General features: G+C 73.6%; 10 protein-coding genes. 6 read left to right on the top strand and 4 right to left on the bottom strand.

The window, feature by feature from the left end; all coding sequences use genetic code 11:
- Nucleotides 1-13 precede the first annotated feature (13 nt).
- Together V6U81_RS01255 and V6U81_RS01250 are read right to left on the bottom strand one after the other, a co-directional pair.
- Nucleotides 14-1,186, bottom strand: a complete 1,173-nt coding sequence (locus tag V6U81_RS01255) for a PQQ-dependent sugar dehydrogenase (protein WP_334483053.1) — start codon at nt 1,184-1,186, stop codon at nt 14-16.
- A gap of 69 nt (nt 1,187-1,255) precedes the next feature.
- Nucleotides 1,256-3,079, bottom strand: a complete 1,824-nt coding sequence (locus V6U81_RS01250; RefSeq protein WP_334483051.1) for a SpoIIE family protein phosphatase — start codon at nt 3,077-3,079, stop codon at nt 1,256-1,258.
- A gap of 156 nt (nt 3,080-3,235) precedes the next feature.
- Between V6U81_RS01250 and V6U81_RS01245 the strand changes: the two genes are divergently transcribed.
- The gene (locus V6U81_RS01245; protein WP_334483049.1) at nt 3,236-4,162 is read left to right on the top strand and encodes a 2-hydroxyacid dehydrogenase; all 927 of its coding nucleotides are present in this window, start codon (nt 3,236-3,238) and stop codon (nt 4,160-4,162) included.
- Between the two features lie 18 nt (nt 4,163-4,180).
- Here the strand turns inward: V6U81_RS01245 and V6U81_RS01240 are convergent, their stop codons facing one another.
- Entirely contained in the window at nt 4,181-4,555 is a 375-nt protein-coding gene (locus V6U81_RS01240) for a PH domain-containing protein (protein ID WP_334483046.1), read from the bottom strand.
- 213 nt (nt 4,556-4,768) lie between these two features.
- Here V6U81_RS01240 and V6U81_RS01235 point away from each other — a divergent pair, with 213 nt between their 5' ends.
- Nucleotides 4,769-7,333, top strand: coding sequence for a putative bifunctional diguanylate cyclase/phosphodiesterase (locus V6U81_RS01235; RefSeq protein ID WP_334483043.1), 2,565 nt, complete (start codon nt 4,769-4,771; stop codon nt 7,331-7,333).
- Between the two features lie 29 nt (nt 7,334-7,362).
- Here the strand turns inward: V6U81_RS01235 and V6U81_RS01230 are convergent, their stop codons facing one another.
- Nucleotides 7,363-8,382: a LacI family DNA-binding transcriptional regulator gene (locus V6U81_RS01230; RefSeq protein WP_334483041.1), complete on the bottom strand. Its 1,020-nt coding sequence runs from the start codon at nt 8,380-8,382 to the stop codon at nt 7,363-7,365.
- 381 nt (nt 8,383-8,763) lie between these two features.
- Between V6U81_RS01230 and V6U81_RS01225 the strand changes: the two genes are divergently transcribed.
- The 4 genes from V6U81_RS01225 to V6U81_RS01210 all read left to right on the top strand — a co-directional run bounded on the left by V6U81_RS01225 (nt 8,764) and on the right by V6U81_RS01210 (nt 14,571).
- Complete coding sequence (locus V6U81_RS01225) at nt 8,764-10,044, top strand: ABC transporter substrate-binding protein (RefSeq protein ID WP_334483038.1); 1,281 nt, start codon at nt 8,764-8,766, stop codon at nt 10,042-10,044.
- A gap of 170 nt (nt 10,045-10,214) precedes the next feature.
- A complete protein-coding gene (locus V6U81_RS01220) occupies nt 10,215-11,219 on the top strand; it encodes a carbohydrate ABC transporter permease (RefSeq protein WP_334483035.1) in 1,005 nt (334 codons plus the stop codon).
- A 56-nt stretch (nt 11,220-11,275) separates the two neighbouring features.
- Complete coding sequence (locus V6U81_RS01215) at nt 11,276-12,118, top strand: carbohydrate ABC transporter permease (protein ID WP_420883948.1); 843 nt, start codon at nt 11,276-11,278, stop codon at nt 12,116-12,118.
- Nucleotides 12,115-14,571 carry a glycoside hydrolase family 2 protein gene (locus V6U81_RS01210; protein WP_334483030.1) on the top strand — a complete coding sequence of 819 codons (2,457 nt, stop codon included), beginning with the start codon at nt 12,115-12,117 and terminating at the stop codon, nt 14,569-14,571. Before V6U81_RS01215 ends, V6U81_RS01210 begins: the two co-directional genes overlap by 4 nt.
- Nucleotides 14,572-15,004: the final 433 nt, after the last annotated feature.

The following is a 15,004-nucleotide window of genomic DNA, read 5'->3' as shown; positions in this document are numbered from 1 at the left end:
GGCCGGCGACCGGTCAGCTGCGGCCGGCGCCACCACCGGCGAAGACCAGCCGGAGCAGCCGGTCGTCCTCAGGCACCGGCTGGCCGCGCCCGTCGTGGTTGGAGGTGGAGACCCAGATCGAGCCGTCGGGCGCGGCGGCGACCGCGCGCAGCCGACCGTACCTGCGGGTCAGCAGCTCGCGCGGCTGGCCGAGGACGGTGCCGATGTCGGTCAGCTCGACCAGCCAGAGCCGTTCGCCGCGCAGGCACGCGGTGACCAGCAGCCGCGCCGCCGCGGCCAGGCCGGAACAGGAGGCGTCGGCGGTGCGCCACTGCACGATCGGGTCGACGTACCGCTTGTCACCGGCCTGCCCCTCGACGATCGGCCAGCCGTAGTTGGCGCCCCGGTCGATCCGGTTGATCTCGTCCCAGGTGTTCTGGCCGAACTCGACGGCGTACATCCGCTTGCCGGCGTCCCAGGCGAAGCCCTGGACGTTGCGGTGCCCGAGCGACCAGACCGGGGAGTTGGGGAACGGGTTCCCGGGCGCGGGCTTCCCGGCCGGGGTGATCCGCAGGATCTTCCCGCCGAGGTTCTTCGGGTCCTGGGCGGCGTCCCGGTCGCCGGCGTCGCCGGTGCTGACGTAGAGCTGCCCGTCCGGGCCGAAACCCAGGCCGCCGCCGTCGTGGTTGCCCGCCCTGGGGATGCCGGTGAGGATCGGCGTCGGCGTCCCGCCCAGGGTCAGCTTCGCCACCCGGTTGTCCTGCGCGGTGGTGTAGTAGACGAAGATCGTCCGGTCCTTGGCGTACCCGGGGGAGACGGCGATGCCGAGCAGCCCCGCCTCACCGGCGGCGGCCACGTCCGGGACGGTCTGCACCGGGCTGACGGTGAGCCCCTCGGGGCCGGACTCCGGCCCCACCTTGAGGATCCGCCCGCTGTCCCGCTCGGTGACCAGGGCCGCGCCGTCGGGCAGGAAGGCGATCCCCCATGGCACCCGCAGGCCCTTGGCCAGCACGGTGGCGACCACCTCCTGGCCGGCGCCGGAGGTGGCCGACGCGGACGGGGTGGGCAGGTTGGGCGGCTCGCCCGCCGGGTCCGGGTCGGGCGGCCCGAAACTGCACCCGGTGGCGGTCAGCAGCAGAGCCGCGCAGGACGCCGCCAGCGCCGCGCGGGCGCGGCCGGTGCGGGGGTGCGGGGGCAGGACGCTCACCCGCCCCACCCTAGCCCGCGGAATCGGACCCACCGGCCCTGCGGCGACAGCCGGGGACGCGGCGACCGGTCAGCGGGCCCGCACCGCGAGCAGGGCGATGTCGTCCTCGCGGCTGTCCGCGGCGGTCAGTAGCAGGTCGCAGAGGCCGGCGGGGGAGAGCTCGGCGGTGCCGGTGACCCGCTTGACCAGCTCGGCGGTCCCCTCGTCCACCGGCCGGTCCCGGCGCTCGATCAGCCCGTCGGTGTAGAGCAGCAGGGTGTCGCCGGGAGCCAGCGTCGCCTCCTGGCTGGTCCGCCGGACCGGGCGGGCGAAGCCGAGCAGCGGCTCCCGCCGGCCGTCGAGCATCCGCACCGCGCCGTCGGTGTCGACCAGCAGCGGCGGCGGGTGCCCGGCGTTGCACCAGCTGATCGTGAGGGTGTCGGCGGGCCCGGGGCGCAGTCGGGCCAGGATCGCGGTGGCGGCGGTGCGGATCCGCAGCCCGGAGATCGCCCCGTCCAGCCGGGCCATCAGCTCGTCCACCGGATCGGTTCGGCCGTACGCGTTGCCCCGCACGAGGTTGCGCAGCTGCCCCATGGTGGCGGCGGCCTCGATGTCGTGCCCGGCGACGTCCCCGATGGCAATGATCAGGTCCCCGTCGGGTTGGACGAAGGCGTCGTACCAGTCGCCGCCCACCTCGACCCGGTCGGCGGCCGGCTGGTAGCGGGCGGCCAGCTCGACGAGGGGAATCTCCGGCAGCTGCGGCAGCATGCTGTGCTGGAGCACCTCGGCGACGTGCCGCTGCTCGCCGTACATCCAGCCGTTGCCGACCGCCTGCCCGGCACGGCGGCCGATGTCCAGGGCGGTGTGCAGGTCGCCGTCGTCGAAGGGTCGCCGGCCCGGGGCGTTGACCAGCGTCATGGTGCCCATCACCGCGGCCCGCCCGGGGGCCGGGACCGGCACGGTCAGGTGGGAGCCGAAGCCGAGCCGGTCGGCGAGGGCGACCATCTCCGGGTCGGGGCTGGCCCGCCGGACGTCGTCCAGGGTGCCGGCGCTGCCCAGCACCGGCTGCCCGGTGCGCAGCACGGTGTGGGTGACCGACTCGGGGCCGAGCCGGGTCGGCATCAGCGCGGCGAAGCGGGCCACGTCGGCGGCGCGCGCCGGATCCCGGTGCACCCCGGTGACGCTGCGCGGCGCGCCTTCCCGGTCCACCAGGCTGACCAAAGCCCAGTCGGCCAGCAGCGGCACCACCGCCGCGGTCAGCCGGGCCGCGGCGGCCCCCACGTCGAGCGTGCCGGTGAGCCTCTCGCTGAGCCCGGCCAGCAGCTTGAGCCGCTCGTGCGCCTCCTCGGCCTGCCGCCGGGCCTGCTCCGCGCTGTCCAGCGCGATCCGCAGCCGCAGCTCGGAGGAGCAGGCCGCCGCCAGGTCGGAGAGCGTACGCAGCTGCTCGGCCGTCCAGGCCCGGGGCTTGCTGTCGATCGCGCAGAGCGAGCCGAGCACCCGGCCGTCCAGGTCGGTCAGCGGCATCCCGGCGTACGCGATGACCGCCAGCTCGGAAATCGCCAGGTTCTCCCGGACCCGGGGGTAGAGCCGGGCGTCCGGCAGCACCATCGGGATCTCGATGTGGACCACGTGCTGGCAGAAGGAGTGGCTCAGCGGAGTCTCCCGGCGGGCCGCCCACGGCTCGGGCAGGCCGACCATGCCGGGGAAGAACTGCCGGTCCTCGCTGACCAGCGAGACCAGCGCGACGGGCACCTCGAGCAGGTCGCTGACCAGCCGCGCGAACCGGTCGAACGCCTCGTCGGGGGCGGCGCCCAGGCCGGTGTCGGCGAGCGCGCGCAGTCGGGCGGGGTCGGCCAGCGTCGACAGTTCGACGCCGGGCGATCGCGCGGGGCGGCCCGGGGAGGGCGCGGTCATCTGCCACCTGTCTCCGGAGTAACGGCACGCCCAATGGCGCCTCGACCCTTGGTTATACCCATCCGGGGCCACCGACAACCACGGACGTGTCGGACGCCGCCGCCGTTCGCCGACCCGCCCACCCCGGCCGGGCGCCGGTCGCTATCGTCGGCCCTCGTGAAGGCATGGATTCCGCACGAGGCCGGTGTCGGGCTGCTCGGCGAGGTGCCGGCCGGCGTCACGGTGCAGCCGTGGACCGACCCGGGGCGCCCGCCGTCGGACCCGGCGGACGTCCGGTTCTGGGTGCCGCCGTTCCTCGCCGGTGGGGACGCCACCGCGATGTTGGACCGGCTGCCCGACCTGGCGGTGGTGCAGCTCCTCTCGGCCGGGGCGGACGCCTGGGTGGGCCGGGTCCCCGAGGGGGTGGCGCTCTGCGACGCCCGGGGTGTGCACGACGCCGGCACCGCCGAGTGGGTGGTCGCCGCGATCCTGTCCCAGCTGCGGAACTTCCCGGCGATGGCCCGCGCCCAGGCCCGCCGCGAGTGGGCGTACGACGCGGTCACGCCGACCGACGAGCTGACCGGCAAGCGGGTGCTGATCGTGGGTGCCGGCTCGATCGGGTCGGCGGTCCGCGCCCGGCTCGCCCCGTTCGACGTCGGCTTCACCCTGGTGGCCCGCTCGGCCCGCCCGGCCGAGGGGGTGCACGGGGTGGACGAGCTGCCCCGGCTGCTGCCGGACGCGGACGTGGTGGTGCTGCTGGTGCCGCTGACCCCGCAGACCCGCGGGATGGTCGACGAGGCGTTCCTCGCCGCCATGCCGGACGGCGCGCTGCTGGTCAACGCCGCCCGGGGTCCGGTGGCGCGGACGGAGGCGCTGGTCGCGGAGCTCACCTCCGGGCGGCTGCGGGCCGCGCTGGACGTGACCGACCCGGAGCCGCTGCCCACGGACCATCCGCTGTGGGAGCTGCCGAACGTGCTGCTCACTCCGCACGTCGCCGGCTCGGTGCGCGGCCTGCTGCCGCGGGCGTACCGGCTGGTGGGCGAGCAACTGCGCCGGTACGCGGCGGGCGAGTCACTGATCAACACGGTGGAGGGCGGCTACTGAGTCGGTGCCCCGCCGGGCTCAGTGGACGTCCGGCAGGGTCTGGCCGGTGGCGGAGACCAGCTGGGGGAGGTCGGTGCCGCGGACCGCGGGCAGCAGGACCTCCTGCCCGTCGTCGAGCCGGGCGACGGCCCGGCCACGCGGGTCGGTGGTCAGCTCGGCGACCCGGTCCCAGGGGATCCGCCGGCCGCCGAACAGGGCCCGCAGCCGCAGCTCGCGGGCGTCGGCGTCGGTGCCGGCGCGCCAGGCCCAGGCCGCGACGGCCAGCGGGATCAGCAGCACCGGCAGCAGGTACCACTCGGCGGTGGCCAGCGGCAGCGTGCCGATGAGGGCGACGAGCGCCGCGACCAGGATGGCCTGGTTGAACCGGAAGCGGATGGTGTCGGCGCTGCTCACCCTCGAATGATCCCACCTCGGACGGCTTCCGGTCGGTCGGGGCGGGACGGCCGTGACCACCACCATGCCGGCGGTGACGTGGGTCACTCCGGCAGGCCGTTACCGACGCCCCGGCCATTCGTTGCGGGTGTTGGTGTGTCGGATATCCGTCCGATCCGCCGCGCCGCCTGCACCGTCGCACCGCCCCGTGTCCCCCTCACGAAGGCGACCGCCGTGCCCCTCGCGTACCTCGTCCGCCGTCCACCCGCCGCGGTGGCCGCCGTCTCCGTGCTGGTCGCCTTGCTGATCGGTGTCGGTCTCACCGGTGCGCTGCCCCCGCTCGCCGCGACCACGCTGGCCGGCGCGTCCGGCTGCGCCCTGGCCGGGGTCCGGCTCTCCCGGTTGGCGACCGTCCGGGGCAGGGGCCGCGCCGCCCCGCGCCGACGTCGCGCCGCCGCGCTGCTCGACACCGCCGTGGCGGTGCTCGGCCTGACCGTGGCGGTGCTGCCGCTGGCGGTGCCGGCCGAGCGGACCGAGGTGGCGTCCGCGGGGCTGGCCGCCGCGGCCCTCGGGTACGGCGGCGGCCTGCTGCTGCTCCCCGGCCACTCCCGGCTGGCCCCCCGGGTCCGGTTGCGCCGGGCCCTCGACGTGCTCAGCCTCGGGACCGCCCTGCTCTTCGCCGGCTGGGTGCTCGTCCCGCCGGGCCCGGTGCCGGCGGTGGTCCGGGTGGTCACCGTGCTGGGCGCGGGCGGGGCGGCCGGGCTGCTGGTGAGCGCCATCGCCGACCGGCGCCGCCGGCCCGGGGCGGCGCTCTGCCGGGCCGGCGCGGCGGCCGCCCTGACCGGGCTGGCCGACCTAATGGTGCTGCTGGCGTGCCGGGCACCGGAGCCGGCGGTGCTGACGGCGGTGCCGCCGCTGATCGCCGGCACCCTGCTCACCGCCGCCGGGATGGGCCGGGTGTCGGCCGGCGACCCGCCGCGCGGCGACGGCCCGCCCCCGCCCTGGCCGCGGGTCACCGCCCCGGCCGCGGTGGCGATGCTCGCCGCGCTGCTGCATCTGGGGCTGCTCGGACCGTTCCGGCCGGGCGAGGTGCTGCTCGGGCTGGCGGTCATCCCGCCGCTGGTGGTGCGGGAGCTGGCCGCCGCCGCCGACGACCGGCGCGGGGCGCGCCGGCTGGCCGCCCGGGAGGCGCACTTCCGGGCCCTGGTCTCCGGCGGCCGGGATCTGGTCCTGCTGCTCGACGACGAGCTGCGGGTGGCCTGGCTCTCGACGGCCGGCGCCCGGTGGTTCGGGCTCCGCGACGACGCGGTGCGCGGCCGGCCGCTGGCCGCCCTGCTGCACCCGGACGACGCGCCCGCGGCGCTGGCGCTGCTCGCGGCGACCGGATCCGACGGCGAATCGCCCCTGCTGGCGGCCCGGATGGCCGGCGGGGACGGTGGTTGGCGGGAGACCGAGTCCACGGTGAGTGACCAGCGCGGGGTGCCCGAGGTCGGGGCGGTGGTGCTGCACGTACGGGACGTCGGGAAGCGCCGGGTGGGACGGGAGCCGGACCGGGTGGCCGCCATCGACCGGCTGACCGGCCTGGCCGACCGGGGGGAGCTGCTGCGGGCGCTCGGCCTCCGGCGCGACCCGGGCACGGTGCTCCTGGTCGACCTGGACGGCCTCGGCGCGGTCGACGCCGCCGCCCGGGCCACCCGGGACGCCCTGCTGGTCACCACCGCCCGCCGGCTGCGCGACGTGGTCGGTCCGCGCGACCTGGTGGCCCGGTTGTCCGGGGAGGAGTTCGTCGTGGTCACCGACGCCGCGCCGATCCCGGCGTACGCGCTGGGCGCCCGGCTGGTGACCGCCCTGACCCAGCCCCTGCCGACCGCCGATGCAATGGTGCGGCTACGGGTCAGTGTCGGCCTGGCCGAGCTGAGCGGGGACGGGCCGCAGGACGTGCTGCGCCAGGCCGACCTGGCCCGCCGGCGCGCCGTCCAGCTCGGCCGCAACCGGGTCGAGTGGTACGACGCCTACCTGGAGGAGCAGCTGGTCCGCCGGCTGGACCTGGAACGGGAGCTGCCCGGCGCGGCGGCCCGGGGCGAGCTGGACCTGGTCTACCAGCCGGTGCTGGGGCTGGCCGACCGGTCGCCGGTCGGCGTCGAGGCGTTGCTGCGCTGGCGCAGCCCGGTGCTCGGCACCGTCCTGCCGGGTGAGTTGCTGCCGGTGGCGGAGGAGCTCGACCTGATCGGGGAGCTGGGCGACTGGGTCCTCGACCGGGCCTGCCGTCAGCTCAGCGACTGGTCGACGGCGGGGCGGCGGCTCTGGATGGCGGTCAACCTGACGCCGCGCGAGCTGCTGGCCGTGGATCTGCTGCCCCGGGTGAGCGCGACGCTGGCCGGGCACGGCGTGTCGCCGGACCGGCTGGTGGTGGAGGTCGCCGAGCCGCGGCTGGGCAGCGAGTTGTCCACCGTGGTGGCCCGGCTGGCGGGTCTGCGCTCGCTGGGCGTCCGTACCGCGCTGGACGACTTCCAGGCCGAGCACGCGTCGCTGGCCCAGCTCCGCCGGCTGCCGATCGACCTGCTCAAGGTGCGGCCGCAGCCGATGGACGGCGCGGAGCGTCCGCTGCTCGACGTGGTGGTCACCCTGGGCGAACGGCTCGGCCTCGACGTGGTGGTCGAGGAGTTGGAGTCCGACGCGGACGTGGAGCGCGCCCGCCGGGCCGGTTGCCGCTACGGCCAGGGGTTCGGGCTGGCCCGGCCGGCCACCGCCGAGCGGGTGGAGGCGTACTTCGCGGAGTTCCCCTCGGCGTCGCGCTGACCGCGTCGTTCAGTGATTGCTTAACCGGTTCACCTGGTCCGGGGCGGGGCGGTGCTGCCGCGCGGCGTGAGGTGGGCGGTCTCGTCCTGCAGCCCGGTCACCGGCTCGCCGGCGATGACCCGGAGCAGCTGCCGCGTGGCGTGCGCGCCGTACGCCGGGATGTCCCGGCCGAGCGCGGTCAGCGGCGGGTGCACCAGCTGGCAGAGCGGCGAGTCGTCCCAGGCCACGATCGACAGGTCGCCGGGGACGGCGAGCCCCATCTCCTGGGCCACCGAGAGGCCGGCTATCGCCATCACGTCGTTGTCGTAGATGACCGCGGTGGGGCGGTTGGCGGAGCTGAGCAGCCGGCGGGTGGCCCGGGCGCCCTCCTCGCCGGTGTAGTCCGACCAGACGGTGGACGAGTCGGTCAGCCCCAGCCGCTTGCACACCTCGGCGAACGCGTCGCTGCGGATCTCGGTGTGCAGCAGCGTGGGCAGGCCGCCGACCCGGGCGATCCGACGGTGGCCGAGCGCCACCAGGTACTCCACGGTCTCCACCAGCGCCGCCGCGTCGTCGGACCAGACGCTGGCCAGGCTGCCGGTGTGCCCGGGGCCGCCGATCACCACCGCCGGCAGTTGCAGCTCCTCCAGCGCGGGCACCCGGGCGTCGTCGGTGCGCAGGTCGCAGACGAAGACCCCGTCCACCCGCCGCTCGGCCCACCAGCGGCGGTAGACCGCGATCTCCGCCTGCTGATCGGCGACCACCTGGAGGGTCAGGGCATACGACCGGGCGGAGAGTTCGGCCTCCACGCCGCTGATCAGCTCCATGAAGAAGGGCTCGATGCCCAGTATCCGGGCCGGGCGGCACAGGGCCAGGCCGACCGCGTTGGCGGTGGCGCCGGAGAGCGCGCGGGCGGCGCTGCTCGGGCTGAAGCCGATCTCCGTGGCGATCGCCAGGATGCGCTGACGGGTCGCCTCGGACACGCCCGGCTGCCCGTTGAGCGCGTACGACACCGCGCCCTTGGACACCCCGGCTCGTCGGGCTACGTCGGCGATGGTCGGCCGCTTCACCGGCGTGCTCCTCACTTCTCTCGCGGCCCCCGGGCCGGTCCCACGGCGCCGGGATCACCGGCGGCCCTCACGCTACCCCGGCCCGGGTCGGTGGTTCACCCGCCCGAGCCGTCGTTCAGCACCGTGCTGAACGATTGCTTGCGCGGTTAAGCGTACGGCCTACCCATCCCCTCTGCGTCAGCCTGGGACGTGCCGATGTGCGCGGGAGAGCGCTTCACCACGCATGGTCGCGCTCCCAAAGGTGCCCGGAGGTTACGGGACGGACTCAGCGTTAACCGCCCGTTGACACTGTCGATGGTGAACCGTACGGTGGCCTCACTTATCCGGTTCAGTCAACGTCTCTCGATATCGGGAGCGTTCCCATTCGGCGCGGAGGATGACATGAAACGGTCCTGGACCCACTGGGCCCGCGTGGCGGTGGCCGGTGCCGCCAGCCTGGTCATGGTCGCTGCGTGCAGCGGCAAGAGCACCACCGACTCCGACTCCGGAGGCGGCACGGTGACGCTCAAGATCAACTTCTGGGGCGACTTCGGGCTCCAGGACCTCAAGGCCAAGTACGAGGCCGCCCACCCCAACGTCAAGATCCAGCTCAACTCGGGCGAGTACAACGCCCAGCACGAGGACCTGCAGAAGAAGCTCGTCGCCGGCTCGGGCGCCGCGGACATCGCGGCCATCGACGAGGGCTTCATGGTCCAGTTCCGCAGCCAGTCCGACAAGTTCGTCAACCTGCTCGACAAGGGCGCCGGCTCGTACGAGAGCAAGTACCTGCCCTGGAAGTGGAAGCAGTCGCTGTCGGCCGACGGCAAGACCCAGATCGGCCTCGGCACCGACGTCGGCGGCCTGGCCATGTGCTACCGGACCGACCTGTTCAAGGCCGCCGGCCTGCCCACCGAGCGGGACCAGGTCTCCGCCCTCTGGCCCACCTGGGACAAGTTCATCGAGGTCGGCCAGCAGTACACCGGCAAGACCAGGAAGAAGTTCATCGACTCCGGCACCAACCTGTTCAACCCGATCCTGGGCCAGCAGCCCGTCGGCTTCTACAACGAGCAGGACCAGCTCCAGATGGAGCAGGGGCCGAAGGTCGCCTTCGACTACACCGTCAAGGCCATCCAGGCCGGACTCTCGGCCAACCTGGCCAGCTTCCAGGCCGACTGGGACAAGGGCTTCACCAGCGGCTCCTTCGCCGTCCTCGCCTGCCCGGCGTGGATGCTCGGCCACATCAAGGACACCGCCCCCGGCACCCAGGGCAAGTGGGACATCGCCGCGGTGCCCGGCGGTGGCGGCAACTGGGGTGGCTCGTTCCTGACCATCCCGAAGCAGGGCAAGCACGTCGACGAGGCGTACGAGCTGCTGGAGTGGCTGGTCCAGCCGGAGCAGCAGATCGAGATCTTCAAGAAGGTCGGCAACCTGCCCTCGCAGCCGGCGCTCTACGCCGACCCGGCGATCTCCGAGTTCAAGAACCCGTTCTTCAACAACGCGCCGGTCGGGCAGATCTTCCCGAAGATGGCGCAGGGCCTCACCCCGCAGTACCTGGGAAAGAAGAACGGCCCGACCCGGGTCGCGGTGGAGAACGTGATCACCCGGGTGCAGAACAAGACCCTCAAGCCGGACGCCGCCTGGGCCGAGGCGGTCAAGGAGGCCGAGAAGGCCGGCAATTCCTGACCGACCGCTGACCGGTGGCGGGGCGGAGTCCCCGCTCCGCCACCGGTCACCCGTCGAACCAGCAGCGCCGCCGGCCCGGCGGTCGGCGCCGCCCGGAACCCGCGCTCCGCACCCCCCGGTGGTCGACGAGCGCGTACCCCCGTCACCTCTTCGGCCCTGGAGTGTGTTCCATGTCCACCACGCGTGCCGCGCCGTCGCACCACCGAGTCGCCCCCGAGCGCCGCGGCCCCGGGGCCGACGAGCGGCGGATCACCTGGCGCAACCGGCTGTACCGCTTCGACATGCGGTACATGCCGTATCTGATGATCGCCCCGTTCTTCCTGCTCTTCATCATCTTTGGGCTCTTCCCGCTGGTCTTCAACGGCGTGGTCTCGCTGCGCAACTACCGGCTCGACGACCCCACGCTGCCGGCCTGGGCCGGCTTCGAGAACTTCACCCGGCTGTTCGGCGACGACGACTTCTGGAACGCGCTCTACAACACCTTCGGGATCTTCCTGCTGTCGTCCGTGCCCCAGCTGCTGCTCGCCCTGATCGTGGCGTCACTGCTCAACCGGAAGCTGCGCGCGCAGACCTGGTGGCGGGTCGGCATCCTGCTGCCGTACGTGACCCCGATCGTCGCCTCGACGATGGTGTTCAGCGTCTTCTTCTCCCGGGACTTCGGCATGGCCAACTGGGTGCTCGGCCTGCTCGGCATCGGCGGGGACACCCCGATCGACTGGCGCGCCGACAAGACGCACGCCTGGATCGCCATCGCCACAATGGTCAACTGGAAGTGGATCGGCTACAACGCCCTGCTCTACCTGGCCGCGATGCAGTCCATCCCACGCGACGTCTACGAGGCGGCGGCGATCGACGGCGCCGGCCCGTGGCGGCAGCTCTGGCGGATCACCGTGCCGATGATCCAGCCGGTCATCGTCTTCACCGTGGTGCTCTCCACCATCGGCGGGCTCCAGCTCTTCACCGAACCGATGCTCTTCGACCTGAACTCGCAGGCCGCCACCGGCGGGCCGAACGGCGAGTGGCAGACCATCGCCCAGCTGATCTACAAGGTCGGCTGGAAGGACCTCAACCTCGGCTACGCCGCCGCGATGTCCTGGGCCCTGTTCCTGATCATCCTGATCGTGGCGGGGATCAACACCCTGCTCACCAACCGCCTGTCGGGAGGTCGCAAATGACCGCCGTCGCCCCGCCGCGTCCCGCCGCAGAGGTGCGCCGCAACCGGCCCGCGCTGATGGGCCGGGCGCCGCAGGACACCCCGGCCGGCGTCTGGACCTACCTGCTGCTGGCCGTGACGTTCCTGTTCGCCGCGTTCCCGCTGTACTGGATGTTCGTCATCGCGACCAGCGACGACGCCGCGCTGGCGAAGATCCCGCCGGCGGTGGTCCCCGGCAACCAGTTCATGACCAACGTCCGGGAGGTCTTCTCCCTCCAGGACGTCTACTTCGCCGCCTCCCTGATCAACAGCGTCATCGTCTCGGTGGTGGTGACCGCGTCGGTGCTCTTCTTCTGTTCGCTGGCCGGGTTCGCCTTCGCCAAGCTGCGCTTCAAGGGCAACAACGCCCTGATGCTCTTCGTGGTGCTCACGCTGACCGTGCCCAACCAGCTCGGCATCGTGGCGCTCTACATCGTGATGGGCAAGCTCGGCTGGAACGGCACCCTGCTGGCGGTCATCGCCCCCGGCCTGGTCACCGCGTTCGGGGTGTTCTACATGCGGCAGTTCATCGTGAACACCGTCCCGGACGAGCTGGTCGAGTCGGCCCGGGTCGACGGCGCCACCACCATGCGGGTGTACGGCAGCATCGTGCTGCCCGCGATCCGCCCGGCCCTGGCGGTGCTGGGGCTGCTCACCTTCGTCGCCACCTGGAACGACTTCCAGTGGCCGCTGATCACGCTGAGCGGCACCGACTACCCGACCTCGATGGTGGCCATCTCCGACCTGGCCAGCGGCAACTACGTCATCTACCGGCGGGTGCTGGCGGGCGCGTTCATCGCCACCGTCCCCCTGCTGGTCATGTTGTTCATCGGCGGTCGGCAGATCGTCCGCGGAATCATGGAAGGCGCGGTGAAATCTTGAGTCAGCGAGCGCTGCACGAGGGTTGGGTGCTGCGGGCCGTCCCCGGCCCGCAGGTGCCGGCGGAGATCGTCGACAGGGCGGTGCCGGCCACCGTGCCCGGCTGCGTGCACACCGATCTGCTCGCCGCCGGCCTGATCCCCGACCCGTTCCTGGATGCCAACGAGACGGCGCTGGCCTGGGTGGGACGCACCGACTGGCACTACGAGACCACCTTCGCCTGGCAGCCCGGCGACGACGAGCGGGTCGATCTGGTCTGCGCCGGCCTGGACACGGTCGCCACCGTGACCCTCAACGGCACCGAGGTGGGCCGGACCGAGAACATGCACCGGAGTCACCGGTTCGACGTCCGGCCGCTGCTGCGCCCCGGCCCGAACACCCTGTCGGTCCGGTTCGACTCGGCGTACCGCTACGCCGAGGCGCACCGGGACCGGCTCGGGGACCGGCCCAACGCCTACCCGGAGCCGTTCCAGTTCATCCGGAAGATGGCCTGCAACTTCGGCTGGGACTGGGGGCCGACCCTGGTCACCGCCGGGATCTGGCAGGAGATCGGGCTGGACTCCTGGTCCACCGCCCGGCTCGCCGGTGTCCGTCCACTGGTGACGGTGACCGGCGACGAGGGGCGGGTGGAGCTGCACGTCGAGGTCGAGCGGGCGGCCGACGTGCCGCTGACCGTGCGGGCCGCCGTGGCCGGCGCCACCGGCGAGGTCACCGTCGGCGCGGGGGAGCGCACGGCCGTGCTGACCCTCGTCGTCCGCGACCCCGAGCTGTGGTGGCCGCACGGATACGGCGACCAGGCCCTCCACCAGCTCGACGTCACCCTCTGCGCCCCCGACGGCCGCACCCTGGACGACTGGTCCCGCCGGATCGGCTTCCGCTCGGTACGCCTGGACACCACCCCCGACGCGCACGGCACCCCGTTCACCCTGCACGTCAACGACCGGCCGGTGATCGTCCGGGGGGTCAACTGGATCCCCGACGACCCGTTCCCCACCCGGATCACCCGGGACCGGCTGGCGCACCGGTTCGGCCAGGCCGTCGACGCCAACATCAACCTGCTCCGGGTCTGGGGCGGCGGCCGGTACGAGTCGACGGACTTCTACGAGCTGGCCGACGAGCGGGGCCTGCTGGTGCAGCAGGACTTCCTCTTCGCCTGCGCGGCGTACCCGGAGGAGGAGCCGTTCGGCACCGAGGTGGCCGCCGAGGCAGCCGAGCAGGTGACCCGGCTGGCCCCGCACCCGTCGCTGGTGCTCTGGACCGGCAACAACGAGAACATCTGGGGCTGGCACGACTGGGACTGGCAGGAGCCGCTGGCCGGGCGGACCTGGGGGCGGGGCTACTACCTGGACCTGCTGCCCCGGACCGTCGCCGAGCTGGACCCGACCCGGCCGTACTGGCCGGGCAGCCCCTGGTCGGGCAGCGATGAGCTGCACCCGAACGACCCGGCGCACGGCACCACCCACATCTGGGACGTCTGGAACACCGACGACTACACGAAGTACCGGGAGTACGTGCCGCGCTTCGTCGCCGAGTTCGGCTACCAGGCGCCCCCGGCGTACGCGACGCTGCGCCGGTCGCTCTCCGACGAGCCCCTCGCCCACGACTCGCCCGGGATGGCCCACCACCAGAAGGCGGCCGACGGGGACGCGAAGCTCCAGCGCGGGCTGGACGCCCACCTGCCGGCGCCGGCGGACTTCGACGACTGGCACTTCCTCACCCAGCTCAACCAGGCCCGGGCGATCCAGCTCGGGGTGGAGCACTTCCGCTCCCACCGGGACGTCTGCGCCGGCACCATCGTCTGGCAGCTCAACGACTGCTGGCCGGTCACCTCGTGGTCGGCGATCGACGGCGACGGCCGCCGCAAGCCGCTCTGGTACGCGCTGCGCCGGGCGTACGCCGACCGGCTGCTCACCGTCCAGCCCCGCGACGGTGGGCTGGCCCTGGTGGCGGTGAACGAGACCGGGCAGCCGTGGCAGGCGCCGGTGACGGTGACCCGGCTGACCCTGGCCGGCGAGCCGCGCGCCAAGACGGAGTACCAGGTCGACGTCCCGGCGTACGCGTCGGTGACGCTGGCGCTGCCGGCGGACCTGGCCCGGCCGGAGGAGGCCCGGCGGGAGCTGCTGGTGGCCGAGTCCGGCGACACCGCCGAGCGGGCGCTCTGGTTCTTCGCCGAGGACCGCGACGCCGACTGGCCGGCGGCCCGGTACGACGCGACGGTGGAGCCGGTCCACGGCGGGCAGCGGGTCCGGGTGACCGCCCGGACGGTGCTGCGCGACCTGACCCTCTTCCCGGACCGGCTCGACCCTTCCGCCGAGGTGGACGAGGCGCTGGTGACGTTGCTGCCGGGGGAGTCGGTGACGTTCACGGTACGGGCCGACGCGCCGCTGGACCCGGCGGCGCTGACCGCCCGCCCGGTTCTGCGCTGCGTCAACGACATCACCGGGGGGATCGCATGAGGCGGCGACTGGGAGGCGTACTGCTGGCCCTGGCCGGGCTGCTGGCGACGGTGGCCGCCGCGCCAGCGACGGCCGCGCCGTGCGCGGGGTGCTGATCTGCGTCAGCCCCGGCAGCCACGACCTGGACAACCTGCGCGCCGAGTGACCGGTTCGCGGCCGGCCGGCGGACCTCCCTGCCGTTGGCCGGCCGCCCCGCGCGTTCGCCGCCGCCCCGGTCCACCGGCCCCTCTCGCGCCGGCGTCTCCCGCGCCGGCCCTCCGTGTCTCGCGGCCCAGGTGGTCACTCCTGGTAGCGACGCTCGCCGCGGGTACCGCGGAGAGCGACATGCCTGGGCGTCATGTTTGTGCTTTTCAGTCATGTCCCTCTCCGCCCACCTGTCCTCGACCGGTCCACCCCGCGCTGGATGACTTGAAGAGTTCTTCAAGTGCTAAAG

Origin of the sequence: Micromonospora lacuserhaii, assembly GCF_036902735.1 — a bacterium.
Lineage (GTDB): Bacteria > Actinomycetota > Actinomycetes > Mycobacteriales > Micromonosporaceae > Micromonospora.
Note: the sequence above shows the minus strand (reverse complement) of the source record. Positions and strands in the feature narration are given on the sequence as shown.

Bases quoted from the DNA above. Each gene is read 5' to 3' on its own strand.
- V6U81_RS01220 (WP_334483035.1), top strand. From the start codon at position 10,215: ATGTCCACCACGCGTGCCGCGCCGTCGCACCACCGAGTCGCCCCCGAG.
- V6U81_RS01250 (WP_334483051.1), bottom strand. From the start codon at position 3,079: ATGACCGCGCCCTCCCCGGGCCGCCCCGCGCGATCGCCCGGCGTCGAA.
- V6U81_RS01215 (WP_420883948.1), top strand. From the start codon at position 11,276: ATGGGCCGGGCGCCGCAGGACACCCCGGCCGGCGTCTGGACCTACCTG.
- V6U81_RS01225 (WP_334483038.1), top strand. From the start codon at position 8,764: ATGAAACGGTCCTGGACCCACTGGGCCCGCGTGGCGGTGGCCGGTGCC.